At 50.4% G+C, this 25,719-nt stretch carries 25 protein-coding genes; 16 read left to right on the top strand and 9 right to left on the bottom strand.

Going from position 1 to position 25,719, the window contains the following annotated elements; genetic code table 11:
• The first annotated feature begins 338 nt into the window (after positions 1-338).
• The 14 genes from I6L47_RS00645 to I6L47_RS00580 all read left to right on the top strand — a co-directional run bounded on the left by I6L47_RS00645 (position 339) and on the right by I6L47_RS00580 (position 14,033).
• Positions 339-1,271: a ZIP family metal transporter gene (locus I6L47_RS00645; RefSeq protein ID WP_047440409.1), complete on the top strand. Its 933-nt coding sequence runs from the start codon at positions 339-341 to the stop codon at positions 1,269-1,271.
• A gap of 167 nt (positions 1,272-1,438) precedes the next feature.
• Positions 1,439-2,131, top strand: a complete 693-nt coding sequence (mtnN, locus tag I6L47_RS00640) for a 5'-methylthioadenosine/S-adenosylhomocysteine nucleosidase (protein ID WP_216948411.1) — start codon at positions 1,439-1,441, stop codon at positions 2,129-2,131.
• A complete protein-coding gene (locus I6L47_RS00635) occupies positions 2,128-3,090 on the top strand; it encodes a cobalamin biosynthesis protein (protein ID WP_216948410.1) in 963 nt (320 codons plus the stop codon). Before mtnN ends, I6L47_RS00635 begins: the two co-directional genes overlap by 4 nt.
• Positions 3,083-3,904, top strand: a complete 822-nt coding sequence (locus tag I6L47_RS00630; RefSeq protein WP_216948409.1) for a cobalamin-binding protein — start codon at positions 3,083-3,085, stop codon at positions 3,902-3,904. The genes I6L47_RS00635 and I6L47_RS00630 overlap by 8 nt, the downstream gene beginning before the upstream one ends.
• Before the next feature lie 122 nt (positions 3,905-4,026).
• Entirely contained in the window at positions 4,027-5,268 is a 1,242-nt protein-coding gene (gene fliB, locus I6L47_RS00625; protein WP_216948408.1) for a flagellin lysine-N-methylase, read from the top strand.
• A 27-nt stretch (positions 5,269-5,295) separates the two neighbouring features.
• A complete protein-coding gene (locus I6L47_RS00620; protein WP_216948407.1) occupies positions 5,296-6,486 on the top strand; it encodes a UDP-N-acetylglucosamine 4,6-dehydratase in 1,191 nt (396 codons plus the stop codon).
• Between the two features lie 9 nt (positions 6,487-6,495).
• A complete protein-coding gene (locus tag I6L47_RS00615) occupies positions 6,496-7,638 on the top strand; it encodes a LegC family aminotransferase (protein WP_216948406.1) in 1,143 nt (380 codons plus the stop codon).
• A gap of 2 nt (positions 7,639-7,640) precedes the next feature.
• The gene (gene neuC / locus I6L47_RS00610; protein ID WP_216948405.1) at positions 7,641-8,801 is read left to right on the top strand and encodes a UDP-N-acetylglucosamine 2-epimerase; all 1,161 of its coding nucleotides are present in this window, start codon (positions 7,641-7,643) and stop codon (positions 8,799-8,801) included.
• On the top strand, positions 8,798-9,871 hold the full coding sequence (neuB, locus tag I6L47_RS00605; RefSeq protein ID WP_216948404.1) for an N-acetylneuraminate synthase: 1,074 nt from the start codon (positions 8,798-8,800) through the stop codon (positions 9,869-9,871). The genes neuC and neuB overlap by 4 nt, the downstream gene beginning before the upstream one ends.
• Positions 9,864-10,505, top strand: a complete 642-nt coding sequence (locus I6L47_RS00600) for an acetyltransferase (protein ID WP_216948403.1) — start codon at positions 9,864-9,866, stop codon at positions 10,503-10,505. The genes neuB and I6L47_RS00600 overlap by 8 nt, the downstream gene beginning before the upstream one ends.
• Positions 10,506-10,517: 12 nt before the next feature.
• Positions 10,518-11,579 (top strand): nucleotidyltransferase family protein, encoded by a 1,062-nt coding sequence (locus I6L47_RS00595; protein ID WP_216948402.1) that lies wholly within the window; start codon positions 10,518-10,520, stop codon positions 11,577-11,579.
• The gene (locus I6L47_RS00590; protein ID WP_216948401.1) at positions 11,579-12,550 is read left to right on the top strand and encodes a Gfo/Idh/MocA family protein; all 972 of its coding nucleotides are present in this window, start codon (positions 11,579-11,581) and stop codon (positions 12,548-12,550) included. The genes I6L47_RS00595 and I6L47_RS00590 overlap by 1 nt, the downstream gene beginning before the upstream one ends.
• A gap of 23 nt (positions 12,551-12,573) precedes the next feature.
• Complete coding sequence (locus I6L47_RS00585) at positions 12,574-13,263, top strand: acylneuraminate cytidylyltransferase family protein (RefSeq protein WP_216949290.1); 690 nt, start codon at positions 12,574-12,576, stop codon at positions 13,261-13,263.
• Complete coding sequence (locus I6L47_RS00580) at positions 13,263-14,033, top strand: oxidoreductase (RefSeq protein ID WP_216948400.1); 771 nt, start codon at positions 13,263-13,265, stop codon at positions 14,031-14,033. Before I6L47_RS00585 ends, I6L47_RS00580 begins: the two co-directional genes overlap by 1 nt.
• A 291-nt stretch (positions 14,034-14,324) precedes the next feature.
• Here I6L47_RS00580 and I6L47_RS00575 read toward each other — a convergent pair whose 3' ends face one another.
• The 8 genes from I6L47_RS00575 to I6L47_RS00540 form a co-directional block, all read right to left on the bottom strand.
• The gene (locus I6L47_RS00575) at positions 14,325-16,427 is read right to left on the bottom strand and encodes a motility associated factor glycosyltransferase family protein (RefSeq protein ID WP_216948399.1); all 2,103 of its coding nucleotides are present in this window, start codon (positions 16,425-16,427) and stop codon (positions 14,325-14,327) included.
• A 28-nt stretch (positions 16,428-16,455) separates the two neighbouring features.
• On the bottom strand, positions 16,456-16,758 hold the full coding sequence (locus I6L47_RS00570) for a hypothetical protein (RefSeq protein WP_042053173.1): 303 nt from the start codon (positions 16,756-16,758) through the stop codon (positions 16,456-16,458).
• 8 nt (positions 16,759-16,766) lie between these two features.
• Positions 16,767-17,189 carry a flagellar export chaperone FliS gene (gene fliS / locus I6L47_RS00565; protein WP_216948398.1) on the bottom strand — a complete coding sequence of 141 codons (423 nt, stop codon included), beginning with the start codon at positions 17,187-17,189 and terminating at the stop codon, positions 16,767-16,769.
• A gap of 24 nt (positions 17,190-17,213) precedes the next feature.
• Positions 17,214-18,614, bottom strand: coding sequence for a flagellar filament capping protein FliD (fliD, locus tag I6L47_RS00560; RefSeq protein WP_216948397.1), 1,401 nt, complete (start codon positions 18,612-18,614; stop codon positions 17,214-17,216).
• Between the two features lie 38 nt (positions 18,615-18,652).
• Positions 18,653-19,123: a flagellar protein FlaG gene (locus I6L47_RS00555; protein ID WP_216948396.1), complete on the bottom strand. Its 471-nt coding sequence runs from the start codon at positions 19,121-19,123 to the stop codon at positions 18,653-18,655.
• Between the two features lie 28 nt (positions 19,124-19,151).
• Positions 19,152-20,018 (bottom strand): flagellin, encoded by an 867-nt coding sequence (locus tag I6L47_RS00550; RefSeq protein ID WP_216948395.1) that lies wholly within the window; start codon positions 20,016-20,018, stop codon positions 19,152-19,154.
• A 186-nt stretch (positions 20,019-20,204) separates the two neighbouring features.
• Positions 20,205-21,062 carry a flagellin gene (locus I6L47_RS00545; RefSeq protein ID WP_216948394.1) on the bottom strand — a complete coding sequence of 286 codons (858 nt, stop codon included), beginning with the start codon at positions 21,060-21,062 and terminating at the stop codon, positions 20,205-20,207.
• 689 nt (positions 21,063-21,751) lie between these two features.
• On the bottom strand, positions 21,752-22,612 hold the full coding sequence (locus I6L47_RS00540) for a flagellin (protein ID WP_216948393.1): 861 nt from the start codon (positions 22,610-22,612) through the stop codon (positions 21,752-21,754).
• A 383-nt stretch (positions 22,613-22,995) separates the two neighbouring features.
• Here I6L47_RS00540 and I6L47_RS00535 point away from each other — a divergent pair, with 383 nt between their 5' ends.
• Positions 22,996-23,628: a trimeric intracellular cation channel family protein gene (locus I6L47_RS00535; RefSeq protein ID WP_005333975.1), complete on the top strand. Its 633-nt coding sequence runs from the start codon at positions 22,996-22,998 to the stop codon at positions 23,626-23,628.
• 100 nt (positions 23,629-23,728) lie between these two features.
• Entirely contained in the window at positions 23,729-24,121 is a 393-nt protein-coding gene (locus tag I6L47_RS00530; RefSeq protein ID WP_005333978.1) for a hypothetical protein, read from the top strand.
• 76 nt (positions 24,122-24,197) lie between these two features.
• On the opposite strand, the gene thiI is transcribed toward I6L47_RS00530, so the two are convergent.
• On the bottom strand, positions 24,198-25,646 hold the full coding sequence (thiI, locus tag I6L47_RS00525; protein ID WP_216948392.1) for a tRNA uracil 4-sulfurtransferase ThiI: 1,449 nt from the start codon (positions 25,644-25,646) through the stop codon (positions 24,198-24,200).
• Positions 25,647-25,719: the final 73 nt, after the last annotated feature.

Raw genomic sequence — 25,719 nt, 5'->3', positions numbered from 1 at the left:
AGTGGCGGGTGATCCTCTACTGCTGACAGGCGAATGGGGTGTGGCGATCACGTCCCTATGAGCAAATCCCCGGACCTTCCTGACGGGAAAGAATGCAGAACACCGGGAAGATAGGGTTCCGCAAAGGCGCGCACTCTAGCACAAAGCGACCACACCCTCACTTTTCTTTAAAAATTAAAAGCAACTTAACAAAACCAAGAATCGGAGCCAGATCACAAAAAACTTCATATTCACCTGACACCATTTTCTCGATAGTGGCAATCGCCTTGCAGGCATGGACAAGGGGCGGCCAAGTGGATGTAATGCCACCATCCACTTTGCACACTCGAGGTCATGCCATGGACCATCTCTCAGCTCTTCCTCCGTTATCCTGGTCACAGCAACTGCGTAGCCAGATGCAAAGCCGCCCACTCACTGCCCTCGGTCTCTTTATCGCGCTGGCTGCCGTCTTGTTGCTGCTGTTGCAGAGTCTCATCATGCTCGCTACCGGTGAGGTGACCAGCGGCGTGCGCTATGGCCTTGTCGGTGGTGCCGCCGGATTTGCCGCCACCGCCATCGGCGCCCTGCCCGCTCTGTTTCTGCGCTCGGTACCGCAAAAGGTTGAGGACACCATGCTGGGCTTTGCCGCCGGCATGATGTTGGCGGCCAGTGCCTTCTCCCTGCTGTTGCCGGGGCTGGAGGCCGCCGAGGGGATCACTGGCAACGGCTTCAGTGCCGCCGCCGTGGTGGTGGTCGGCATGACCCTCGGGGTGCTGTTGATGTTGGGGCTGGATCAGTTCACCCCGCACGAACATGACAAAACCGGCCCCTGCGGCCCCGGCCATGAGAGCTGCTCCCGGGTCTGGCTATTCGTCTTTGCCATCGCCCTGCACAACCTGCCGGAGGGGATGGCCATCGGGGTCAGCTTCTCCCAGGGGGATATGTCGGTGGGGCTGCCGCTCACCACCGCCATCGCACTGCAAGATATTCCGGAAGGATTGGCGGTGGCGCTGGCCATGTGCGCCGCCGGTTTTCGCCCCTCGGTGGCTGTGCTGGTTGCCATCGCCAGCGGCCTGCTCGAACCGGTTGGCGCCCTGCTCGGGGTGGGGCTCTCCAGCGGCCTTGCCATCGCCTACCCCATCGGACTTGGGCTCGCCGCCGGCGCCATGCTGTTTGTGGTCTCGCACGAGGTGATCCCGGAGACCCACCGCAACGGTCACCAGACCTATGCCACCCTCGGCCTGATGGCGGGCTTTGCCCTGATGATGACCCTCGACACCGCGCTCGGCTAAAGGCCCCCTCCTATCTCATCAATGCTTTTTGTCACCTGCGGCGCTCCCATATGGAGCGCCGCGTTTCATCTCTCCTTTCGCTTGCGCCTCTCGGCGCCGACGCCATCTTTTGTTATGATCTACAGCAACTTAAATTCAGCCACACGGCTATCAAGACGAGGTCAGCAATGAAAGTAGGTATTATCGGCGCCATGGAGCAAGAAGTAGCCCTGCTGCGCAGCCTGATGAGCAACCCCACCACCCTGCAACTGGGCGGCTGCGAGTTCTATCAAGGGATGCTGGCAGGCAAAGAGGTGATCCTGACCCGCTCCGGTATCGGTAAGGTTGCCGCCAGCGTGGCCACCAGCCTGCTGCTGGAAAAATTTGCCCCCGACTGCGTCATCAATACCGGCTCTGCGGGCGGCTTTGCCCAGGACCTGCACATCGGTGATGTGGTGATCGCCAGCGAGATGCGTTTCCACGATGTGGACGTGACCGCCTTTGGTTACGAGATGGGCCAGATGGCGCAGCAACCCGCCGCCTTCCCCTGCGACGAGAAACTCATCGCGGTCGCTCAGGATTGCATCGCCGAGCAGGGCAAGCACCAGACCAAGGTCGGCCTTATCTGCACCGGCGATCAGTTCATGTGCAAACCGGACGCCATCGCCAAGGCTCGCGCCGACTTCCCGCAGATGCTGGCGGTCGAGATGGAAGGTGCCGCGATCGGTCAGGTGTGCCACATGTTCAAGGTGCCCTATCTGGTGGTGCGTGCCATGTCCGATATCGCCGGCAAGGAACAGGTTGAATCCTTCGATGCCTTTATTGAAGTCGCGGGTAAACACTCCGCCGAAGTGATCATCAAGATGCTCGGCAAGCTGTGATCGAGACCGGCTCGCTTGATTTGATGGCCGACGCCCTCCTCTCGACGATGGCGGCCATTCTGGTAGGGGCTGCCCTGCTGGAGGCGGTGATCCCGTGGCCATCCCATCTGCGTCTTTCGGCCGTCACGCCCTTGCTGACCCGGCTGGGGCACAAGGTGCACAGACCCGATGGTTCACCCGGCCAGCAAATGCAGGCCGGCCTGCTGGCAATGCTGGTAGTCTGGCTCCCCTGCGCCGCCGGGCTCTGGTCGTTGCGCAATCTGGCCCTGAGCGAGCCGATCTTCGACCTGCTGTTCTTGCTGCTGATGCTCGAATCCCGTCCGCTGCGCGAACTCGCCCATGCCACCCGCTCGCTCGCCACGCAGGAGACCCTGCCACTGGCAAGATTGCAGGCGGCTCACTGGCTTAAGCGGGAGACCGGTAAACTCTCGACCATGGGGCTCGCCAAAGCTGTGACGGAGAGCTGCGCCCTGCGTCTGGTCGGCCAATGGGCTGGTCCGCTGCTGGGATTTACTCTGGCTGGCGTACAGGGCGCCTTGCTCTGGCGGCTGGTGCAGCTGATGAATCAGAGCTGGAGTCGCAAAGATCCCTCCTTCGACCACTTTGGTCGCGCCGCCAGCGCCCTCTATCAGGGGCTCAATGCCTCCGTCATTTTGCTGCTGGGGCTGCCACTGCTGGCAAGCCGTCTCAAACAGGCCGCACAGCTGGTGCGAAGTGGCGCGCTCTGGCCCTATCCCGCCATGGGGATGCTGCTCACTCTGCTGGTAGATAAGAGCCGGATCCGCCTTGGTGGTCCTCGCTACTATCAGGGGGCTCTCCAGCGCTGGCCAGTCATCGGCACTGGTGCTGAGCCAGATAGCGAGACTCCGCGCAAGGTGCTCAATATTCTGCAAGGAATTGGCTGGGGCTGGTTGATGCTGGCGCTGCTTGTCACTGTGGCGGGGTTACTTCATGGTTAGATGGTTGCGATTGCCGCTCTGGCTGCCCTGCGTACTGATTGCCTGGTTGCCCGGTGCCCTGCAGGCCGCAACGCCGACCCGGGTGGTGAGCATAGTACCCCATCTTACCGAGCTGCTTTATGACATCGGCGCCGGTGACAAGCTGGTGGCCATCGACGATGCCTCAGACTATCCCCCCGAGGTGAAAACCAAGCCAAAGGTGGCGAATTATCGCAGCATTAACGTCGAGGCAGTACTGGCGCAAAAGCCGGACCTCATTCTCGGCTGGCGCTCGGCCCAGTCACGCATGCTGGCCCCGCTGGAGCAGCTGGGTATCCCGGTTTTCAACTCGGAGCCCACCGATTTTGCCTCGCTGGCGACCGAAATGCGGGCGCTGGGCAAATTGCTTGGGGTGGAGAAGAGTGCCAACGAAGCCGCCGATCGCTATCTGGCGCGTCTGCATTCCCTGCAACAGCGCTATGGCCAACCAACCGGCGTCAAGGTGTTCTACCAACTCTGGTACCCGCCGCTCACCAGCGTGAGCGGCAACGCCTGGCCGGCTCAGGCCATCGAACTTTGCGGCGGGATCAACATCATGGCGAATGCCAAGACCCCTTACCCTCAAGTGGACATGGAACAGGTGATCAGAGCCAACCCATCGCTGATCCTGGCAGGGAGTCAAGATCCTGACGCCCTGCGTCACTGGCGAAAGTGGCCAAATCTCGACGCGGTGCAGCATCAGCGACTCGATTTGATCAACTCGGATGAGCTGCACCGGTTTACCTCCAGAACCTTGAACGGTGTAGAGTCGATGTGCCGTATGATCCATTACTGACGCAACATCAGCCACCACTGTTTCGCAGGAACAACCATAGGAAAAACAGGCTCTGGATTCATCATGGTACTAAACTTGCTAGGTTACAGCGTGTAACCTTAGCTCAAAAATGGACTTATAAAATGACCAAATCGCCCCCTGCTCATCAGTTTGTTCCGGTTTTTTTCAAAAATTTCCAGTGTATTGGCGATAAGTGTGAAGACACTTGTTGCAGAGGGTGGAACATAAGTATTGATAAGAAAACCTATCGCACCTATTCAAGTCATCCAGACTTATGGCTTCGTACAGAAACGATGAAGCATATTCAGAAAGTGAAGAAAGATGATCATAACTGGGGGCAAATTATCTTAAATGAGGAAGGATATTGCCCGTTTCTATCTGATGGCTGGTGCCAAATTCATAAGGAAGCAGGAGTCGATGCGTTAAGCAATACCTGTCGTAGCTATCCACGGGTTGAAACCCGCTTTGGCGACAATCTGAAATTGAGCCTGACACTCTCCTGTCCCGAGGTGTGCCGTCAAGTGTTACTCAATCCTGATGCCATGGCCATGGAGGTTCAACCATTCAAGGGATTCTACAAGACACAATTGATATCTGAGCAAGTAGAAAACTACCATCTTTTTTCAATCGATATTCTTTTGACACAAGGAATAAGTATTGAAGAGAAATTGTGGATCATTGGTTTAATATTACATCGAAGCGAAGATAGCCTGCCCAATCAGCAATTTCTAGCACAAATAGGGAATTTGATAGACAGTGGTGAATTGCACAATGCCTTCTTGCAAATTCCTTACTTAGATAAACTACAATGGTGGGCCTTACATCACCTCACACAGTTACAATTACTGAACAACCAGAAAAAAGGTCGCCGAGGCGGAGTAGTCATAAATTACTGCTTGCATAAAATAAAGGAATTATTTTCTGATGATGGTGACATCACCCATCTCGCGAAAATACATGATGTTTGGCATAAAGAAGTTGAGCCTTTTTTGAAGGCTCATCCACATATAATGCAAAATTATCTGATTTACTATGTCTACCATCATAATTTTCCACTTGATCCTGATATGACTCCCCAACAGTGTTGTCAATTGATGATTACAGATTATTTCCTGCTGCGTAGTTATCTCTGTTTGATAGCCATGTCAGGCCCTCTTACAGTACAGGATGTCACAAATTTATTTTATAGTTATCACTGCGTCAGAATGCATAACAAAGAATTTGAAAAAGCTATGGCTATAGGTCTGAATCAGTATGGCAGCAATAACGATGTTTCTCTTTATGCATTGCTTAATACTACGCCCCCTTCAATGATGGCGAATCGTAAAGAGCAAAATGATGCTAACGCAGATAACGATAGATAAAATTAACTATTTGATTCGGGAGATCAAATGATATCTTCTCTGGCACTACTAGGTCGCTCAGCATCGCTTTTTGAGCAAGATGTTGCTGAATGTCAGCATACGTTAAATGATGTTGTTGCCAACTCACGATTCTTAGTGCTTGGTGGTGCGGGTTCGATTGGCCAAGCAGTTACCAAAGAAATTTTTAAAAGAAATCCGGTAACGTTGCATGTTGTCGATATCAGTGAAAATAATTTAGTAGAACTAGTGCGAGATATTAGAAGCAGCTATGGCTATATTAATGGTGACTTTAAAACATTCGCACTAGATATTGGTTCTATTGAATATGATGCATTCATTGAATCTGATGGTGCTTATGATTATGTTCTAAATCTTTCTGCTTTAAAGCACGTGCGTAGTGAGAAAGACCCGTTCACATTAATGCGGATGATTGATTTGAACGTTTTTAACACCGACAAAACAATTGTTCAAGCTATCTCTGCTGGTGTCAAAAAATACTTCTGTGTCTCGACTGACAAAGCAGCCAATCCGGTCAACATGATGGGGGCGTCCAAGCGCATCATGGAGATGTTCCTGATGCGTCGCAGCGAGCAGATTGCCATTTCAACCGCGCGCTTTGCCAACGTGGCCTTCTCCGATGGATCCTTGCTGCATGGCTTCAACCAGCGTTTGCAAAAGCGTCAGCCCATCGTCGCCCCCAACGACATCAAACGCTACTTTGTGACCCCCCAGGAGTCCGGTGAGCTGTGCCTGATGTCCTGCATCTTTGGTGAGAACAGGGATATCTTCTTCCCCAAGCTCAGCGAATCCCTGCACCTGATTACCTTCGCCGAAATTGCCGTGAAGTATCTAGAGCAGCATGGTTACAAGCCGTATCTGTGCAAGGATGAGGATGAAGCCAGGGCCTTGATGGCGAGCCTGCCTGAGCAGGGGATGTGGCCCTGCCTCTTTACCGAGAGTGACACCACTGGTGAAAAAGACTTCGAAGAGTTCTTCACGGACAAGGAAGTGCTGGATATGGCACGGTTCGAGAACCTGGGCATCATCAAGAATGAACCCTCATATCAGAATGATCTGCTCAACCATTTCGAGCAGACCATTGCAGCCATGAAAACAAAACGCGCCTGGGACAAGAAAGAGATCGTCGAGTTGTTCTTCGCCATGATCCCGGATTTTGCTCACAAAGAAACGGGCAAGTATCTCGACGGCAAGATGTAAGGAGTCGGTATGCATACTCAATTGATACGTTTTATTCGTGATACCTATAAAACCGATGACTTCATCCCTCTTCACGCCCCGACCTTCGCCGGCAATGAGCGTCAATATGTGCTCGATACCCTTGAAAGCACCTTCGTTTCCAGTGTCGGTGCCTATGTTGAGCAGTTCGAGCAACAAATAGCCACCTTTACCGGTTCAGCCCGTGCCGTTGCCACCATGAATGGCACGGCGGCGCTACATATCGCGCTCTACATGGCAGGTGTGCAGAGCGGCGCTCTGGTGATCACCCAGCCCCTGACCTTTGTGGCAACCTGCAATGCCGTCTATCACATGGGCGCAGAACCCGTGTTCGTCGATGTATCACGCCAGAGTCAGGGGCTCTGCCCCGTTGCCATGGCCAACTGGCTGGAAGAGCATGCATATCGCACCGAGACAGGTGCCATTCACAAGGCAAGCGGACGCCGCCTCAAAGCCGTCGTGCCCATGCACACCTTTGGTCATCCGGTTGAACTCGATGAACTGCTGGCCGTGTGCGAGGCCTGGGGCATCGCCCTGGTGGAAGATGCTGCCGAGAGCCTGGGTTCCTACTACAAAGGCCAACACACGGGGACGCTGAGTGCGTTTTCCGCCCTGAGTTTCAATGGCAACAAGATCATCACCACGGGGGGGGGTGGCATGGTGCTCTGCCAGAATGCCGAGCAGGGGGCGCGCACCAAGCACATTACCACCACCGCCAAGGTCCCCCATCCGTTCGAGTTCTATCATGATGAACCCGGTTTTAACTACCGGATGCCCAATCTGAATGCGGCCCTCGGATGTGCCCAGATGGAAGGCCTGCCACAATTCCTGGCGCAAAAGCGGGCGCTTGCCATGCACTATGCCGAGTTCTTCAAGGGACAGGCATGCCAGTTTGTGGCCGAGCCTTCTTATGGACGCTCCAACTACTGGCTCAATGCGATTGTCTGTGAAGATCAAACCCAGCGGGATACGTTGCTGACTGAGCTGAACAAGGCTGGTGTCATGACCCGGCCTGTATGGAAACTGATGCATCACCTGCCCATGTTCTCTCATGCCTTGCGTGGAGAATTGAGCAATGCCGAGTGGCTGGAAGCCCATCTTATTAACCTGCCCAGCTCGCCTGTCGAGGTCTGAACATGGCCAACACCATTGCCGTCTTTACCGGTACTCGCGCCGAATACGGGCTGCTCTATTGGTTGATGAAAGACATTGCCGCGGATCCCCACCTCGAGCTAAAGCTGATCGTCTCGGGTACGCACTTGTCCCCCGAGTTCGGCCTGACCTATCAGCAGATAGAGCTGGATGGCTTCAAGATCGATGAGCGCATCGAGATACTGCTCTCTTCCGATACATCAGTCGGTGTGGTCAAGAGTATGGGGGTCGCCTTGTTGGGGTTGGCCGATGCGCTTGCGCGTCAGCAGCCCGATGTGTTGGTGATCCTCGGAGATCGCTTCGAAGCCTTAGCTGCCGCCCAGGCGGCCATGTTGCAGCGCATACCGGTAGCACACCTCCATGGTGGCGAGATCACCGAGGGGGCTTATGACGACGCAATCCGCCATGCCATTACCAAGTTGAGCTACCTGCATTTCACGTCTGCCGAACCCTATCGACAGCGCGTCATCCAGCTGGGTGAAGCACCTGAGCGGGTGTTCAACGTAGGCGCCATCGGTCTGGACCACATCATCAAGACACCGCTGCTGTCCATGGACGAGCTGCAATCCTCTCTTGGGTTTACATTGGACTCACAGTTCTTCGTGGTGACCTATCACCCCGTGACTCTGGCCGATGAACCGGCCAGGGAGAGTTTCAGTGCCTTGCTGGCGGCGTTGGATAACTATCCCGACCATCAGGTTATCCTGACGTACCCGAATGCAGATGACGGTGGTCGAGTCATCATTCCACTGCTTGAGCAGTATGCGACAGCCAATCCTGCACGCGTGCTGGCCATCTCGTCTTTGGGTTACAGACGTTACCTGAGCGCGGTGAAACACTGTGCCGCCGTGATCGGCAACTCGTCGAGCGGCATCATCGAAGTGCCTTCTCTGGGTGTACCTACCATCAATATCGGTCAGCGTCAACAAGGGCGCCTGGCAGCGAAGAGTGTGCTTCATTGCGACGCGAAGGCTGAGGCCATTACGCAATGCATTGCCAAGGCCTTGCAGCCTATGGGCCCGGATGCTTATGTCAATCCTTATGGTGCAGGGGATGCCAGCGGCCAGATCGTGGCGCACCTGAAGCACTTTGCCGCCCCCACCATCAAACAGTTCCATGATATCGACAGGAGTCCGTCGCCATGATCCGCATCATTGCCGAAGCTGGCGTCAACCATAATGGCGATGAAGCACTCGCTGTGGCGCTGATCGATGCCGCCCACAGGGCAGGTGTCGATGTCGTCAAGTTTCAGACCTTCAAGGCTGCCAATCTGGTAACCCGCCAGGCCAAGCAGGCAGCTTATCAAACCGCTAACACCGGCAAGGAAGAGAGCCAGCTTGCCATGCTCTCCCGCCTTGAACTCTCGTTTGATGCCCATCTTCGTCTGATCGCCCATTGCGAGTCTCTCGGCATCGCGTTTTTGTCTACCGCCTTCGATACCGAGAGCCTGGACTTTCTGGTGAACCGGCTGAAGTTGCAGACCCTCAAGATCCCGTCCGGAGAACTGACCAATGCGCCTTTCGTACTGGCCCATGCTCGCACCGGTTGCGAGTTGATCGTCTCGACCGGTATGGCCACATTGGCAGAAGTGGAGGCGGCCCTGGGGGTGATAGCCTTCGGATTGACCGCACCGCTGGATGCGCAGCCCGGTGAGTCTGCCTTCATGGCGGCCTATGCCAGCGAGGCTGGCCAGGCAGCCCTTGCCAGCAAGGTGACCCTGCTGCATTGCACGACCGAATATCCGGCGCCCATGGTGGATATCAACCTCAGAGCCATGGATACCCTGTCGCACGCCTTCCGGTTGCAGGTCGGTTATTCGGATCACAGCCAAGGTATCACCATCCCGGTGGCTGCAGTCGCCCGTGGAGCCTGCCTTATCGAGAAGCACTTCACGCTGGATCGCAACATGGAAGGGCCTGATCACAAGGCTTCTCTTGAACCCGATGAACTGGTCGCCATGGTGAAAGGGATCCGCGATGTGGAGCTGGCTCTGGGAGATGGCATCAAAGGGCCTCGCCCGAGCGAGATCAAGAACAAGGAAATCGCTCGCAAGAGCCTGGTGGCTGCCTGCGACATTGAGGAGGGCGCCATCCTCTGTGCCGACAACCTCGCCATCAAGCGTCCGGGTGACGGCATGAGCCCCTATGCCTACTGGCAACTTCTGGGACAACCTGCGAAGCAGGCCTATCAGTCAGGTGAACTTATCCGTGAATAAACCGGTCATCGTCCTCGGGGCAGGCGGACATGCCTCGGTGCTGGTCGACATGCTGCGCAGCCAGGGAGTGGTTCCCCTCGCGCTGGTTGCCCCCACAGCTGATGCACCGCGTGCCGCGCTGGCAGGTATTCCCCTCTGGCATGATGAGGAGATACTGACCCATCTCCCGGATGAGGTGGAGCTAGTCAATGGTATCGGCTCCCTGCCGGGCAACCTGCTGCGCACCACGCTGTTTGCCCGTTATCGCGCTCTTGGTTACCGCTTTGCAAGCGTCGTCAGCACCCAAGCCATGGTCTCTGATTACGCCGTGCTGGAAGAGGGGGTCCAGGTCATGGCCGGAGCCATCATTCAAACTGGTACCCAGATAGGTGCCAACAGCATCATCAATAGCGGTGCCATCGTGGATCACGACTGCCACCTTGGTGGTGACAACCACGTCGCCCCGGGCGCCGTGTTATCCGGCGGAGTGGTAACGGGTGAGAGAGTCCATATCGGTACGGGAGCTGCCGTGATCCAGGGCATATCAATTGGCTCTGATGCCGTGGTCGGGGCTGGCGCCACACTGACGCGCCCTCTTGGAGAAAAGCAGATTGTATACGTTGCCCGGGGCAGCGTGGTGTCTATCAAGCAGTAAAGGATGGATAGGATGAGCAAAAATTGGGAAAAAGTAGTGCTGTCACCTGAACATTCGGTGCGTGATGCCTTGGCTGTCATCAATGCAGAAGCGCTGCGGGTTTGTCTGGTGGTGGATGACTTACGGCACTTGCTGGGCGTCGTGACAGATGGCGATGTTCGTCGCGCCATCCTGAACAATGTCTCCCTGACGCAAAGCGTCACGGCGGTGATGAACTCCACCCCCATCACAGTCTCGGCCAAACTGACCCGTGCGCAGCTGCTGGAGACTATGCGCGAGCACAGCATTCTTTCCCTGCCTGTTGTTGATGACGCTGGCAAGTTGATCGGACTTGAAACGTGGGAAAAAGCAACCAGTCAACCAACATATGATAATCCTGTTTTGATCATGGCTGGCGGGTTTGGGACTCGACTTAAACCACTTACTGATACCTGCCCGAAGCCTATGCTAAAAGTTGGTGATAAACCGATTTTAGAGACCCTGCTTAATCAATTTATCAAAACAGGGTTCAAAAACATCTATATTTCTACTCATTACATGCCTGAGCTTATCACTGATTATTTTGGTGATGGTTCTGCTTGGGGTGCAAATATTACATATATTCATGAACAACATCCACTTGGAACAGGGGGCGCATTAGGTTTATTGCCTGCCAATTTGCCTCCGCTACCACTGATCATGATAAATGGGGATGTGTTAACAACTGTGGACTTCAACAGTTTGCTAGATTTTCATACTCAGAATGGTTCAGATGCCACAATGTGTGTTCGTGAGTATAATTATCAAATTCCTTATGGCGTGATAACGGGAGAAGGAAATAACATTACCAGCATGGTTGAAAAACCCGTACATCATTTTTTTGTTAATGCAGGTATCTATGTTGTCAATTCATATATAGCGCAGTCAGTGATCAAAGGGGAACGTATTGATATGCCGACCCTTCTTGAGAAACATATGCAAGAAAAAAAACGTATATCAATGTTTCCCCTTCATGAGTATTGGTTGGATATTGGACGAATGGAGGATTTTAACAGGGCCCAGTCAGATATTTCTACACTAGGATTCCGCTCATAATGGAACGTATCGCTGTGATTGGCCTGGGTAATATATCTATTCGCCATAGACATAATCTTAAGTATCTCTATCCTTTTGCTTCCATCTATGCAATGTCAGCCAGTGGTCAGGTGGCCGCAAGTGAGGTCAGTGATTGCGATGTGTTTGTTTCTTCGGTAGAGGAGCTGATTCAGCATCGCATCGAACTCGCGATCATCGCATCCCCTGCGACATTGCATGCAGTTCATGCAATCCCTCTAATAAAGGCCGGTATTCCAGTCTTAATTGAAAAGCCCCTCGCTGTATCACTTGCAGATTGTAAGGCTATCCAAACTGCAAGTCGTGAGCATAATACAGCTGTTGCGGTCGGATACTGTCTTCGATATTTGCCGTCAGCATTCACTATGAAAAATCTATTGGATCAGAAAAAAGTAGGGCGTTGCTACTATGCTCATGTCGAGGTCGGTCAATATTTGCCGGACTGGCGCCCCAACATAGATTATCGCCACAGTGTCTCCGCACGAGCAGAATTGGGTGGCGGGGTGTTACTGGAGCTCAGCCATGAATTTGATTATATCCAGTGGCTGCTTGGACCGCTTCAAGTAAAATACGCAAATTTGTCTTCTTCCGAAGAGCTTGGCCTGTCGGTTGAGGACATGGCCGATATCATACTTGGCGACACAACGGGTGCCATTGCCACGGTTCATCTGGATTTTCTCCAACGAAAAGCGCATCGCAAATGCCGAGTGATTGGCAGTGAAGGTACGTTGGAGTGGGACCTGATTCACAACTCAGTCACATTGAGCTCGGCCAACGGTATTGAGACCATCTACAGTGATCCCGCTTGGGATAAAAACCAGATGTATCTCGCTATGATTTCCGACTTTGTCAATCTTATTCAGGGGAAAAAGAATAATGGTGCCTCAATTGAGGAGGCTACACAAACGGTTACACTGATTAAAGAAGTCAAAGCGTACTCTCATTATCGATAACAGGTAACCGGAACTTGAATCAGATGAAAAATTTCGCGTTTATTTTCGCTCGTGGTGGTTCAAAAGGGTTGCCAGGTAAAAACATTCGCCCATTAGCGGGAAAACCCTTGTTGCAATATTCCATAGATACGGCTCTGGCATCACCTTCGATTAGCCAGGTGTTTGTTTCTACGGATGATGCTGCCATTGCTAACGTTGCAATCTCATCCGGTGCGGTGGTTATCGAGCGCCCATACGAATTGGCGACAGATAGCAGTCCGGAGTGGCTTTCCTGGCAACATGCCATTGAATGGGCCACCGCGCATTATGGAGCATTCGATGGTTTCATCAGCTTGCCGGCAACCAGCCCGCTGCGCAGTGTGAGTGATGTTGAAGCGGCCATTGCCAAACGTTGTGAGCAAAATGCCGATATCTGTATCTCCGTCACGCCAGCTAATCGCAGTCCCTATTTCAACATGGTAAAGAAAACGGTGGATGGCCGGGTCGAGTTGGTCAATAAACCAGCGGGCAATGTTGCTCGACGCCAGGATTCACCCCAGGTTTTTGATATCACAACCGTGGTATATGCAACGACACCAGCCTTTGTGCTGGCACACTGTGGGCTGTTCTCGGGAAAAGTCACCAGTATCGAAGTGCCGAAAGAACGCGCAGTCGATATTGACGACATTTACGACTTTAAACTGGCAGAGGCTATTATTGGAGTGCGGAAATAATGGACAGTTTGTTAAAATATAAGTGTTTCTTGGTCGCAGGTGCAGGTGGCTTGCTGGGATCTCATTTGGTCCCATCCATTCTTGCCCAAGGGGGCAAGGTTATTGCAGCAGATATCAATGTCGATGCCATGGCCCAGCGTCTTGCCACTCAGGGTGTAGACATTGCAGACGATAATCTGACGTTGATATCGCTGGATGTAACCTGCGAGGGAAGCCTCAAGACATTTTTTGCACGACAAGAACATCTTGATGGTGCAGTCAATGCCACCTACCCGAGAAATAAAACCTATGGCGCACATTTTTTTGATGTATCGCTTTCTAGTTTTAATGAAAATATATCTCTTCATCTGGGTAGTGCTTTTTTATTTACTCAACAATGTGCCGCGTACTTCAAAACACATGAAACTGCGTTTTCATTAGTCAATATGTCCTCCATATATGGTGTTGTTGCACCTAAATTTGACATTTACAACAATACAAAAATGACAATGCCTGTGGAGTATGCGGCAATAAAATCTGCAATACAGCACTTGAGTAAATATGTTGTCACATATGTGAATGACAGCCGTTTCAGAATTAATTTGATCAGTCCGGGGGGATTACTTGATAATCAATCTGAAGTTTTTTGTCAAGCCTATAAAAAACAGACATGTGGAAAGGGAATGCTTGATGTTTCAGATGTTGTAGGTAGCATTATGTTTCTGTTATCAGATCAATCCAGATATGTGACCGGACAAAATATTGTCGTGGATGACGGTTTTTCTTTATAATAAGACACACTCCACCGTCATTTCGCAGCTGTATTTAGTATTTTTGCTTGACGATGAGCAGCCATTCTGAACCATTATTCTATTTCAGGTAGGTCATCATGGCTACATCTATTTTATTTATCCATACCTCAATCCCCCCAAGTTTGGTCGCTGCTCAGGTTTTGTGGCAACGACTAACTATGGGTAATCCTGTTTCTGATATGCCAAAATACAATACGAAAAGCATTGTGATAACTGATTGAGTCACGTAAATATGATAATATAAAGCCCAAGTAACACTTGGGCTTATAATCAATTACTACGGTATAAACTAATAATTTCACAATCCACTTTGTCAGGACTATCAAGCGCCTGAGGGTATAATTCTTTGGCTTTTAATAGATAAGCATTAAATATTTCAAGCGCATCACTTACTGCCTCCAGCGTCTCCTCTTCATCCGCGAAAGCATGGCAAAAAGTGATGAGGAAACTAAATAAATAATTGAATGTACCGATTAGAACTCTGGAGATATGACATTGTCTACTGTTCTCTATCACCAATAAATACTCAAATTGTCTCATCATGCGATTGACAACGTCAGCACGTGATAGCAAAGGCTCTTTCCATTCCAATAGGACCTTGTCGATAAAGAAGTTGAAATAATCGACATCAAGAGCCGAAGCCACCCTGGAACGATCAATATTAAGTGGCTTGAAGACCTCATTCGCAATGAACTCAATAATATCAATCTTATTAAAAGAAACAGGGAGATCACCAAACTGACTTTCTTTGATATCTAAAGCCTCGGCTCCTTCTATTTTTGCCCCATGGGAAGTATTAAAAAAGTTGGTGCCAGAGTATTCCCTTATAAGCCGCTCCATGACTCTGATTGAAGTGACAAACATTTTGCTAGAGATAACTTCCCCACCAAAATTGCCAGGAATGACCTGATCAGATCCTGCTGTCGCAAGACGTTGTAATGCCGCAATTGGGGCGCCATTATCATCATAATAAGAGCTTAACCTAGAATGATGATGCTCACTGTCATAATGACCATTATCGATGCCAAAAAGGTATATTTCTTTGAATCCCAAGCGGGCCGCGACTGAAATCCCCGTATTTCCAACCAAAGGGTTAACATGACTAAAGTAATCAAACCCTTGAACCTCTTCGAAATTAATACTAGCAAGAGATAGCATTGGCTCGTTAGGCTTGAATGCTAAAAGGCTACGTCTAAAAAACTGGTGGCAATCAGGGTGGGTGAGATCAGTACTTATATACAATATATCTTTAAGATAATCTTCATCATTAATCAATGCGATGAAATCTGGTACCGCTTTCGTTCTTTCTATGGTGACATATATATCAGGTTTAATCCCTTCTTTGTGCAGCGCTGAAATACTGCTACCACATGATATTAATATGGATTTATTTTTATTTTCTTTAATATATGGGATGGTGGCATCTAACGATGGCCCATTACCTATAATAAATACTGGCACAGTGTTATATTTATCAGGCAGACTCTTACCTTTAACTAAAAATGGAATGCCTTTTGAAATATTTTCAACGCTATGCGAAAGAGCTAACATATTGTCGTCGAAAAATCCCCAGCCCATAGTAAAAAGAAAGAACTCTTTTTTCATTTTAGCAACAAGATGTTCAATAATTTCTGATGGGTAGTGCACCAGTCCGACAGGGGCCGCAGCAATAAATGGTCCTGCTTTGTGAATAGCATGTAGTGCATCATTCATCAAGTTATCTTGATCTTGCCCTAAAAAAATATGGATCCTGAGATTCTCCGCCATAATGTAATCAAGTAAAGATACCCAATCAAAGGCATAGAGCGAAGCATAAAACAGATCTAGATCAGGTTCAAAAACAAACAAGTTGGCAACCTTGCAGGTTTCATATAAATAACCTAGCTGATATCCTAAACCTACACCAAACATCATCATGAATGGCATTGATTCAGGGACTTGCTGAAGGGGACTGTATTCATTTCTTTTCTTTGCCAAAAGTTCAGCAAGTTGATTCAAATAATCAATGTGAATTTGATTGAAAAAATTTTTCTCTGTTCCAAAACGAATACCACCACTAGCACTAGAGGACATCATATGCTTTATTTGTTGCTGGCATTGAGAATATGGATCATCGCCGTAAATAGCTACATTTTCATCTATCCACGCTAGATTAGGAATTCCATTTTCAGTGCAGAAAAATCTAAATTCTCTTTGTACTTTATAATTTAAAAAAGCCTTGTGTATAGATGGTATATATTTAGAGAATGCAACCATATTTTGCTCGAAACGAATAGGCAAAACTTCAGCCATTGCTTTCTCTTGCTCAGCCTGAAGCATGATTCGCTCAGCATCTTGTGTTATTTTTGCTAGTATCTCTTCAGGCTTAATCATATCCTCTCCTGTCACCACGCGATTATAATTAAATTTCGTTTGCTTTATAGTGATTAATTGCTTTGTTTTTTTTACTGATAGAAAAGGCTTCTTTTTGCACTAGTTGCTTTGCCATTTCCAGTTTGTTTTGTACTATAACACTTGTATTTAATATGTTATCAAGCTGTTCTAAATGAAGATCCTCCCACCCACTGGCAGAGTAGAGAGAAAAGATGATTGCTTCTCTCTCATCAAATAGTTCATCAAGGGTATCAAAACTTTCCGATTCCACATATGTTAATATGTGCGCTGTATTACGCTGCAACGCGTCAAGCAACTGTTTATATGCCACGATAAAACCTATAAATCCCCAAGTGATTGCCGCATAGTATACGCTTTTTGCTTTTCCTGATCTGGTATCTTATCCCAAGACTCTTTGATCATTAACATAAGTTTCATAGACTCATCCAGAGGTGATACCTCCATTTTTACGCTAGCATCCAGCAGACGTTCACCCATATATTCATAAAGAGAGAATAATCTTTCTGATATTTCACCTTGAGACATATCAAGGCTATCTTTCAATCCATTTAAAATTGCATTTGCCGATGAAATACGATCGCTTTTTAACTGATAATCATTGCGCTCAATTGCACCTTTAGCCTGAGCGACTCTTTCTAAAAAACCTTGCATTAACAACTGAATAACCTTGTGTGGATCTGCAACAGACAGCTCAGCTTCAAGTGAATTTTTCTTATAGACGCCAAGTGATTTGTTGTACATGATAACCTCTCAAAAACTATCCGTTCAGGACTTCTTGTTCATATTAACCAAGGTAGTCAAGCTACCCATAGATGAATTCATCCTGGCAACCAATACATCCAAGCGGGCATACTTCTGGCGCAACCCCTCTTCGTACTTAGTAAGATAAGCATCAAAATCTACACGTTCCTGTTTAATTGACCTGACATCCTGTTGAAGACTATCACGTCTTTTATCAAGAGAGCCTGAAGATTTAGTGTATTCGTTCAATTGTGAATCAAGTCTCTTCGCCAACCCGGTTTCACCAGAAAAAACACTTTCCAGCTTACCAAAATTTTCATCCATCACTTTTGTCAATTTTGCATTATCAATAGACAAACGACCTTTTTTATCAATGTTAATACCGACATTAAAAAGTGAGTCGTTGTCTACGGTAGATAATGAGAGTTCTTTGAACAAAAGACTCTTAACACCATTGAGATTTTGATCACCAGCTAGAGGACCTGAATCCCCCACTCGCTCGCCACCCACTATCGTTGGTCGCTTACCCAGAGTATCCATGGTATCCATCAAAGCGTTATATGATTTAATAAACGCCTCAATATTTTCCTTGGTTTTCCCTTTATCCTGCTCTACGGTTACCTTGGTTGTTTTATAGTTATTCGCCGCATCTTTTTCACTCAATTGCAACACGGTAAACGACGTATCTTGGATCACATTGTCAAATTTATTCGAAGCACTATTAACTTCCAGGCCGTCGATTTCAACTATTGCATCTTTTGCATTTTTTTGGCTTCCCATAACAGATGCAGGATCACTGGTTGAAAAACGCTGTAAGTCCGCATTACTGGCTGCCACCTGTAAATCATTGCCTTGGCCACTCACGGATGACTCAATAACAAGTCGTGACTTACCATCGACATTTATAATATTCGCAGAGACGCCGAAATTATTAGATGCACTATTAATTTTATTCCGCATGTCGAGTAAGGTGTCATTAGCGGCCAAATCAACATTAAGGGTTTTTCCCCCTGCACTAAATGTCAATGTACCAGCAGATGACGTTGCAATATCGGAAGAAGATGTAAATGCGTTATCAGCCGAAATAAAAGAACTGCCAGTAGCAAGCTGCTTAACTGCAATGTTGTAATTTCCAGTATTAGCTTTGTTGGTTGCCGTAAATGCCAGTAGCTGATTATCTGCAGACTGGCCAATCGTCACCTTATTACCAGAAAAATCTGCTGGTTTAGCCAGTTTTTGTAATGCAGCATTAAAGGTGCTGATAGCCGACTTGAGTTGACCTACACCAGAAAGGTTGCTATTCAGGCGAGTTTCACGGCCAACAATACGCCTTTCAAATTGTGTTTTTTTGGCACTTAACTCTGCCTGGATCAAATCATTAAGTGGCAAATTGGACCCTACACCTGCTGAGCTTATACCCGCCATTTCAATATCTCCCCATATGAGATCAGGCTACCACCTGTTCAGATTGACTGATCAAACAAGAGGCCTATTTGCTGAGCACCATCAATTCTCTTGGACAACTCAAGCTCTTTGAACCGCCGAGATATGCTTAACATTTCCTCACTTGGTATTTGCCTGATCAGATCCCCAGTTTCCTTGTCATGCAACTTAATCACTGTTTTACCGGCTGTTTTATCCTGACTAATGTTCAAGTACCAGCCCTTTGTTGCAACAACCTCTTGCAATTCTTGTACCTGTTTTTCCAAATCAGCCTTCTGCTGCCTTAAATCGTTCACCGAGGAACTTAGAGCACGCAGAGATGTCTCCTTTGAATCCACCTCATTTGTTCCTGCCCCACCTATGGGTCGTGTAGTCACGTTGCCCTCCGGTTTCGGATTGGTCGATGCAAAAACAGCAGCCTCCCGGCTGCCGTTATCACTACGCCCTAAAACAGGAGAGGAGCTAACGCCTACATTTAAATCGGTCGACATAATAGCCTCCTAATACCCATAGTCAGTATTAACGCAGCAGCGAGAGCGCGCCATTAGGACGCTGGTTTGCCTGCGCCAATACGGTGGAGGCAGCCTGCTGCAAGATGTTGTACTGGGTGAGCGCCGCCGTCTCTACCGCGAAGTCCGCATCACGTACCCGAGACCGGGCAGATGAGAGGTTTTCGGCGATATTTGCCTGGTTGCGAATGGTCGACTCCATCCGATTCTGGATTGCACCCAGCTCAGCCCGTTTACTGTCTACTCCAGCTATCATTTTGTCCACCGCACCAAGCACATTTTGAGCTTTGTCTTGCGTTGAAATAGACAGCGTAGCAACAGTACTAAATCCACCTCTAGAACCAGCAAATCCAGCTGCAGCCGCAATACCGGAGATACCAAATCCCCCACCCTGAACTAATGTAAAACTGATCGTTTGCTTGGCATCCGCCCCTACCTGGAAAACCCCTTTATAGGTGCCATCCAATAGCTTGGTCCCGCCAAAGGTCGTATCTTTGGCAATCCTATCAATTTCAGTTGCCAACTGCTTGACTTCTTGTTGCAGCGCAGAACGATCAGCATTTGTGTTGGAGCCGTTGGCTGACTGCTCGGCCAGCACCCGCATCCGCTGGAACATACCGGTGATCTCTTCCATCGCCCCTTCAGCGGTTTGTGCCAGGGAGATACCGTCATTGGCGTTACGGTTACCTTGGTTCAAACCGTTGATCTGGGAGGTCAAACGGTTGGAAATCTGCAGACCGGCCGCATCATCTTTAGCACTGTTGATCCGCAACCCAGAGGAGAGGCGTTGGTAGGCTGTATCCAACGCTTTGTTGGTATTCATCAGATTTCGCTGAGAGTTAAGCGAAGACACATTGGTATTAATAAACATCGACATGATATCTCTCCTATTGATAAGGAATCCACGGCATACAGCACGCTTTCCCCTCGTGTGATGAGGTGAACCGCCTCATCACACTCTCTTGACAGAGAGTTTGTCCCCCTCTGCCATCTCGTCATATCAGGAGTCCCGAACACCCAATATATGTTCTAACCGATGAACGGCCTTACTGGCCGATCTCCCTTAACGTAGCAGTGAGAGCGCACCGTTAGGGCGCTGGTTTGCCTGCGCCAATACGGTTGAGGCAGCCTGCTGCAAGATGTTGTACTGGGTGAGCGCCGCCGTCTCTACCGCAAAGTCCGCATCACGCACCCGAGACCGGGCGGATGACAGATTTTCGGCGATATTTGCCTGGTTACGAATGGTCGATTCCATACGATTCTGGATTGCACCCAACTCAGCACGTTTCTTGTCTACACCTGCTATCATCTTGTCCACTGCACCAAGCACACTCTGTGCATTGGATTGACTAGTAATATTTATCGCCGCCAAGGTTGCAAATGCGGCACCTGCGCTTGCTGCAGCCGCAATACCGGAGATGTTGAAACCATTGGCCTGAGTCAGTGAAAAACTAATGGTTTGTTTGGCATCCGCCCCTACTTGGAAAATCCCCTTAAAGGAGCCATTCAGTAATTTAGTCCCGCCAAAAGTGGTATCTTTGGCAATCCTGTTGATTTCAGTTCCTAATTGAGTTACCTCTTGCTGCAATGCGGCACGGTCAGCGGCTGTATTGGATCCGTTGGCTGACTGCTCGGCCAGAACCCGCATCCGCTGGAACATACCAGTGATCTCTTCCATCGCCCCTTCAGCGGTTTGTGCCAGGGAGATACCGTCATTGGCGTTACGGTTCCCCTGGTTCAAACCGTTGATCTGGGAGGTCAAACGGTTGGAAATCTGCAGACCGGCCGCATCATCTTTGGCACTGTTGATACGCAAACCAGAGGAGAGGCGTTGGTAGGCGGTATCCAGCGCCTTATTTGTATTCATCAGGTTCCGCTGAGAATTCAGCGAGGACACATTAGTATTAATAAACATCGACATGATATTTCTCCCATTCGATACAGACTGCAGGCCTCGCTTACATCAGCCCTGTTGCAATCCGGGAGTGAAGGGGTAAACAAGCCCTTCACTCTCGACCAGCGGCAGTTGTTTGAACAGACAACTACCGCCACACCGCAAAATTCAGGAGTCCCGAACACCTTCTTTTGCTTACTCTGGTTAACGGCCGCGTTGCAACAAGCTTGAGGATTTTTTGCCGCTGGCGGCAAAACATTGCCGTCCCGATCTGTGGCTTCCAGCCAACATGGGGGGATGTAAAGATAATGAAGCGGGAAGAGGAGATAGCAGGGTCACCGCACGCCTCGGTACCCCGTGTTCAGCGTCAATATATTGACTTATCAAGACCAGCATCTGCCTGACTGATGGTCAGCCCGTCGGATAGATCCGCACCAGTCACCGCCAACATAGCTAAAACTTCAAACTGGCATGTTTCATGCTTTGTGTTTTATGACAACAAAAGCATGAACAGTGCTATAAAAAAGGCCGACTCAAGGTCGGCCAACGAGCTTTAGCTCAGGAGAATGTGGCGAGTCAGGTTGTGCAGTTGCAAACCGCGCTCGCTGAGCATAATAGTTTACTACAGTGTTGTGACTTATCAGAGACATGATTTCCCGAACACCCTCTGATGCGTCCTACCGAAAGGCGGCCTGAACAACCGCCTTTCATTTTTATTAACCTCTTAGGAGCTGAAGTGCGCCGTTGGGACGCTGGTTTGCCTGCCCCAGCACAGTTGATGCAGCCTGTTGCAAAATGTTGTACTGGGTCAACGTGGCAGTCTCTTGAGCAAAATCAGCATCTCTGATGCGGGAGCGTGCAGCACTGACGTTTTCAGCTATGTTGGCCTGGTTGCGAATAGTTGACTCCATCCTGTTTTGAGTGGCCCCCAGCTCAGCCCGTTTCTTGTCTACACCGGCTATCATCTTGTCCACCGCCCCCAATACACTTTGCGCGCTATCCTGGGTCGACACTGACAATGTGGCAGCCGTGCCAAAAATCGTGGTCACACCCGCAGCAGCACCCAATCCCGAGATACTAAAGCCGCCAGCCTGAACGAGCGTAAAGCTGATGGTTTGCTTGGCATCGGCCCCCACCTGGAAGATACCTTTATAGTTACCATCGAGTAACTTGGTGCCACCAAAGGTGGTATCTTTGGCAATCCGGTTGATTTCGGTGGCCAGCTGTCGCACTTCCTGCTGGATGGCAGAACGGTCAGCATTGGTATTTGAACCGTTGGCCGATTGCTCAGCCAGCACCCGCATCCTCTGGAACATGCCGGTAATCTCTTCCATCGCCCCTTCAGCAGTCTGGGCCAGCGAGATGCCGTCATTGGCGTTACGGTTACCCTGGTTCAAACCGTTGATCTGGGAGGTCAAACGGTTGGAGATCTGCAGACCAGCCGCATCGTCCTTGGCTGTATTAATGCGCAAGCCGGAGGAAAGTCGTTGATACGCAGTATCCAAAGCCTTGTTGGTGTTATAGAGGTTACGCTGCGAGTTGATGCTCGATACGTTGGTATTTACATACATACTCATGATATTTCTCCTAAGCGATTAAATTTGCTCTTTATTAGCTCAGGCTTTCTTTTTAGTTTGTGCCCGATGCGTCTTATTTAACGGCTCGTTTTTGGATGTCTTTAGCATTTTTTTCAACGCTTCATCGCATTAACGCCGCTTACCTTATATATCGGCGGGTCGGGGGAAAACTTAAGGAAAAAATCGGACCTAAACCTGTGATGAGCTCAACCTTCTGAAGCCCGCCAACGGCAGAGAGCTACGGGCACGCACGAGCCTAGCCCGGTTCATGCAGCGAGAAAAAATCCGTCCCGACTCTCAATTTTGTCGAGCACTGTTGGCGATTGGGCTCACCAACCCCTAAAATCGCGGCCCCATCAACAATTTGGCGTGAGTTGTTCTCCATGCAGACACTGGTTGAGCAGATTGTTTACATCAGCGACATGTTTGGTACTGCGGTATTCGCGTTTTCAGGGGTATTGGTGGCTGGCCGACTCAGAATGGACGGGTTTGGCGTCATGGTTTTGGCGGCGGTCACCGCCATCGGCGGCGGCACCATCCGTGACATGATCCTGGGTGCCACCCCCGTGTTCTGGGTGCGCGATCCCCTCTATATCTGGGTCGTCATCGCGACAGCGCTGATCGGTATGTGGATGGTCAAGCTGCCCCGCAGGATGCCCTGGTATGTGCTGCCGGTGGCGGATGCCTTCGGACTGGCCCTCTTTACCGTGATCGGTGCCCAGAAGGCCCTCAACTTCGGCACCCCGGGGCTGATTGCCGTGATCATGGGCACCATGACCGGGGTAGCCGGTGGCATGATCCGCGATGTACTGGCGCGGGAGGTCCCCATGGTGCTGCAAAAAGAGATCTATGCCACCGCCTGTATCCTCGGCGGCATTCTCTATACCCTGGCACTGGAGGCGAACATGGACAGGGTAACGGCCATGCTCATCTGCATGACGGCCGTGTTTGGCCTGCGGGTCGCGGCTATCTACTGGCATCTGTCGCTGCCCACCTTCTCCCTGCAACGCAATTGAGAGCAGGCCCACAGCGTCATCATGTCGCTGTGGGCCACGCGTTGAACCAAATAGGCTTTTCTGTTGTCATAGAAGCAGTCGTTGTTAGCCGGAACTTCTCATGCGCAAAATCGGTATGCTTACCACCCTTCTCCTGGCGAACGTGACGGCAGCCCACGCCGAAGCACAAGTGGTATTTGGACGACTGGCCTCGGCGCCGGTGCAGCAGTTCAACCAGCAGATACGCCAGGCAAGCCATCAACAGCAAAACTGGGTTAATGACTACCGTGAGGTAGCTCTGCGATTCGTCGGTCATGGTGACACGCCCAGCCGCATCCATGCCCAGCAGCTGGACAATGATCTGGTGCTCTCGGTCGCCCTCGACGGCAGCAAGAGCGACATGATCTACATCCTGACCCTCTATCGCAGCAACAACCTTTGGCAGATGCGGGAGGCGGAAATGGGCTGGCGTTGTCAGGGGCAAGACTCCTTCACTCCGGTTCCCTGTCCCTGATAGTCATTGCTCACTCTGTGAAATAAAAAAATCCGGCACATTGGCCGGATTTTTTTATTGAAGGTAAAAAACACGCTTACGGGCGGTACACCTTGACGTTGTCAAAGCCCTTCTCTTTCAGATAAAGCGCCTGCAGCTTGCTCATCACACCGCGATCGCAGTAGAGCAGGTAGGTCTTCTCTTTGGGCAGATCGCCAAAGGCCGTAGCCAGCTTGAAGAAGGGGATATGCCGTACTTCACGACCTTCCACCACCAGCGGCTTCTCGTCGTGTTCATCGGCAGAGCGGATATCCAGGATCACCTCGTCAGCGCCCAGCACCTGAGTCGTTTCCACCTCTTGCACTTCAGCAGCAGTCTCTTCACCGATACGGCGGATATCGAGGTAACGGGCCTCGGAGACCACCTTGTCCAGAATGGAGAAGTCAAAATTGGCCTCTTCCTCTTCAATGCGGGAGAGCTCGGCCTTCACGGTCGGCTTCTTGGAGATGACGCCACAGTACTCCGGCATGGTTTCGGCGAACTCCAGGGTACCGATACGGCGGGCTTCGCTGATGATATCCGGCTTGTCCCAAGTAATGAGCGGACGCAGGATCACCTTGTCGGTGACCCGGTCGATCACGTTCAGATTGGTGAGGGTCTGGCTGGAGACCTGACCCACGCACTCGCCGGTCACCAGCGCCGGGATCTGGAATTCGTCAGCCACCTTGGCGGCAGCACGCATCATCATCCGCTTGAGCACCACCCCCATCTGACCGTTATCGATCTTCTCTAGGATCTCGGCAACCACCGGCTCGAAGTCGACCGCAGTGAAACGCACCCGATGGGATGAACCGAAGCGGTTCCACAGGTGATAGGCTACCTGCTTGACGCCGATTTCGTGAGCTGCGCCGCCCAGATTGAAGAAGCAGTAGTGCACGCGACAGCCGCGCTTGATGAACTGGAACGATGACACGCCGGAGTCAAATCCGCCGGAGATGAGGCTCAGCACATCTTCCTGGGTGGCAATGGGCATGCCGCTCAGCCCCTGATGGATGGCGCTGACAATGAAGAGCTCTTCGCCGTCAATCTCGAGGTTGATCTTCACATCCGGGTTCTTGAGGCGCACGCCGTTGCTTTCGCAGTGCTGGTTCAGACCGCCCCCCACATAGCGCTCAACCTCGAGGGAGGAGAACTCATGCTTGCCGTGGCGCTTGGCGCGCACGCAGAAGGTTTTGCCCTTGAGCTGGTCGCCCCACACGGCTTTCACCTGCTCGAAGATGTCGTGGAGATCGGTAAACTTGCTGGCCTGCACTTCGAGGAAAGCCTGAATGCCGGGAATACAGGCCAAAGCTTCGATAGCCTGCTCGCGGAACTGGTCATTGCGGGAGCTCACGATCAGCTTGTCCCAATCCATCCGTACGCGGGCATCGTCGTCGAAGCGGCGCAGGACATTGCGGATATTGCCCTGCAGGATCTTGATAAAGCGCTGGCGAACCGACTTGCTCTTGATAGTGATTTCCGGGAACAGCTTGATAATGAACTTCATGGTAATGACTCGGGTGACCTTGATTTAAGGGCGCGAATTATATCAGAACTTTGTGGCTAGCGCCTACTGGATG

The organism is Aeromonas sp. FDAARGOS 1417 (assembly GCF_019046985.1).
In the GTDB taxonomy this organism is placed as follows: Bacteria; Pseudomonadota; Gammaproteobacteria; order Enterobacterales; family Aeromonadaceae; genus Aeromonas; species Aeromonas veronii.
This window is presented reverse-complemented; position numbering and strand designations above follow the sequence as displayed.

Bases quoted from the DNA above. Each gene is read 5' to 3' on its own strand.
- I6L47_RS00645 (WP_047440409.1), top strand. From the start codon at position 339: ATGGACCATCTCTCAGCTCTTCCTCCGTTATCCTGGTCACAGCAACTG.
- mtnN (WP_216948411.1), top strand. From the start codon at position 1,439: ATGAAAGTAGGTATTATCGGCGCCATGGAGCAAGAAGTAGCCCTGCTG.
- I6L47_RS00630 (WP_216948409.1), top strand. From the start codon at position 3,083: ATGGTTAGATGGTTGCGATTGCCGCTCTGGCTGCCCTGCGTACTGATT.
- fliB (WP_216948408.1), top strand. From the start codon at position 4,027: ATGACCAAATCGCCCCCTGCTCATCAGTTTGTTCCGGTTTTTTTCAAA.
- I6L47_RS00620 (WP_216948407.1), top strand. From the start codon at position 5,296: ATGATATCTTCTCTGGCACTACTAGGTCGCTCAGCATCGCTTTTTGAG.
- I6L47_RS00615 (WP_216948406.1), top strand. From the start codon at position 6,496: ATGCATACTCAATTGATACGTTTTATTCGTGATACCTATAAAACCGAT.
- neuC (WP_216948405.1), top strand. From the start codon at position 7,641: ATGGCCAACACCATTGCCGTCTTTACCGGTACTCGCGCCGAATACGGG.
- neuB (WP_216948404.1), top strand. From the start codon at position 8,798: ATGATCCGCATCATTGCCGAAGCTGGCGTCAACCATAATGGCGATGAA.
- I6L47_RS00595 (WP_216948402.1), top strand. From the start codon at position 10,518: ATGAGCAAAAATTGGGAAAAAGTAGTGCTGTCACCTGAACATTCGGTG.
- I6L47_RS00590 (WP_216948401.1), top strand. From the start codon at position 11,579: ATGGAACGTATCGCTGTGATTGGCCTGGGTAATATATCTATTCGCCAT.
- I6L47_RS00585 (WP_216949290.1), top strand. From the start codon at position 12,574: ATGAAAAATTTCGCGTTTATTTTCGCTCGTGGTGGTTCAAAAGGGTTG.
- I6L47_RS00580 (WP_216948400.1), top strand. From the start codon at position 13,263: ATGGACAGTTTGTTAAAATATAAGTGTTTCTTGGTCGCAGGTGCAGGT.
- I6L47_RS00575 (WP_216948399.1), bottom strand. From the start codon at position 16,427: ATGATTAAGCCTGAAGAGATACTAGCAAAAATAACACAAGATGCTGAG.
- fliS (WP_216948398.1), bottom strand. From the start codon at position 17,189: ATGTACAACAAATCACTTGGCGTCTATAAGAAAAATTCACTTGAAGCT.
- fliD (WP_216948397.1), bottom strand. From the start codon at position 18,614: ATGGCGGGTATAAGCTCAGCAGGTGTAGGGTCCAATTTGCCACTTAAT.
- I6L47_RS00555 (WP_216948396.1), bottom strand. From the start codon at position 19,123: ATGTCGACCGATTTAAATGTAGGCGTTAGCTCCTCTCCTGTTTTAGGG.
- I6L47_RS00550 (WP_216948395.1), bottom strand. From the start codon at position 20,018: ATGTCGATGTTTATTAATACCAATGTGTCTTCGCTTAACTCTCAGCGA.
- I6L47_RS00545 (WP_216948394.1), bottom strand. From the start codon at position 21,062: ATGTCGATGTTTATTAATACTAATGTGTCCTCGCTGAATTCTCAGCGG.
- I6L47_RS00540 (WP_216948393.1), bottom strand. From the start codon at position 22,612: ATGAGTATGTATGTAAATACCAACGTATCGAGCATCAACTCGCAGCGT.
- I6L47_RS00535 (WP_005333975.1), top strand. From the start codon at position 22,996: ATGCAGACACTGGTTGAGCAGATTGTTTACATCAGCGACATGTTTGGT.
- I6L47_RS00530 (WP_005333978.1), top strand. From the start codon at position 23,729: ATGCGCAAAATCGGTATGCTTACCACCCTTCTCCTGGCGAACGTGACG.
- thiI (WP_216948392.1), bottom strand. From the start codon at position 25,646: ATGAAGTTCATTATCAAGCTGTTCCCGGAAATCACTATCAAGAGCAAG.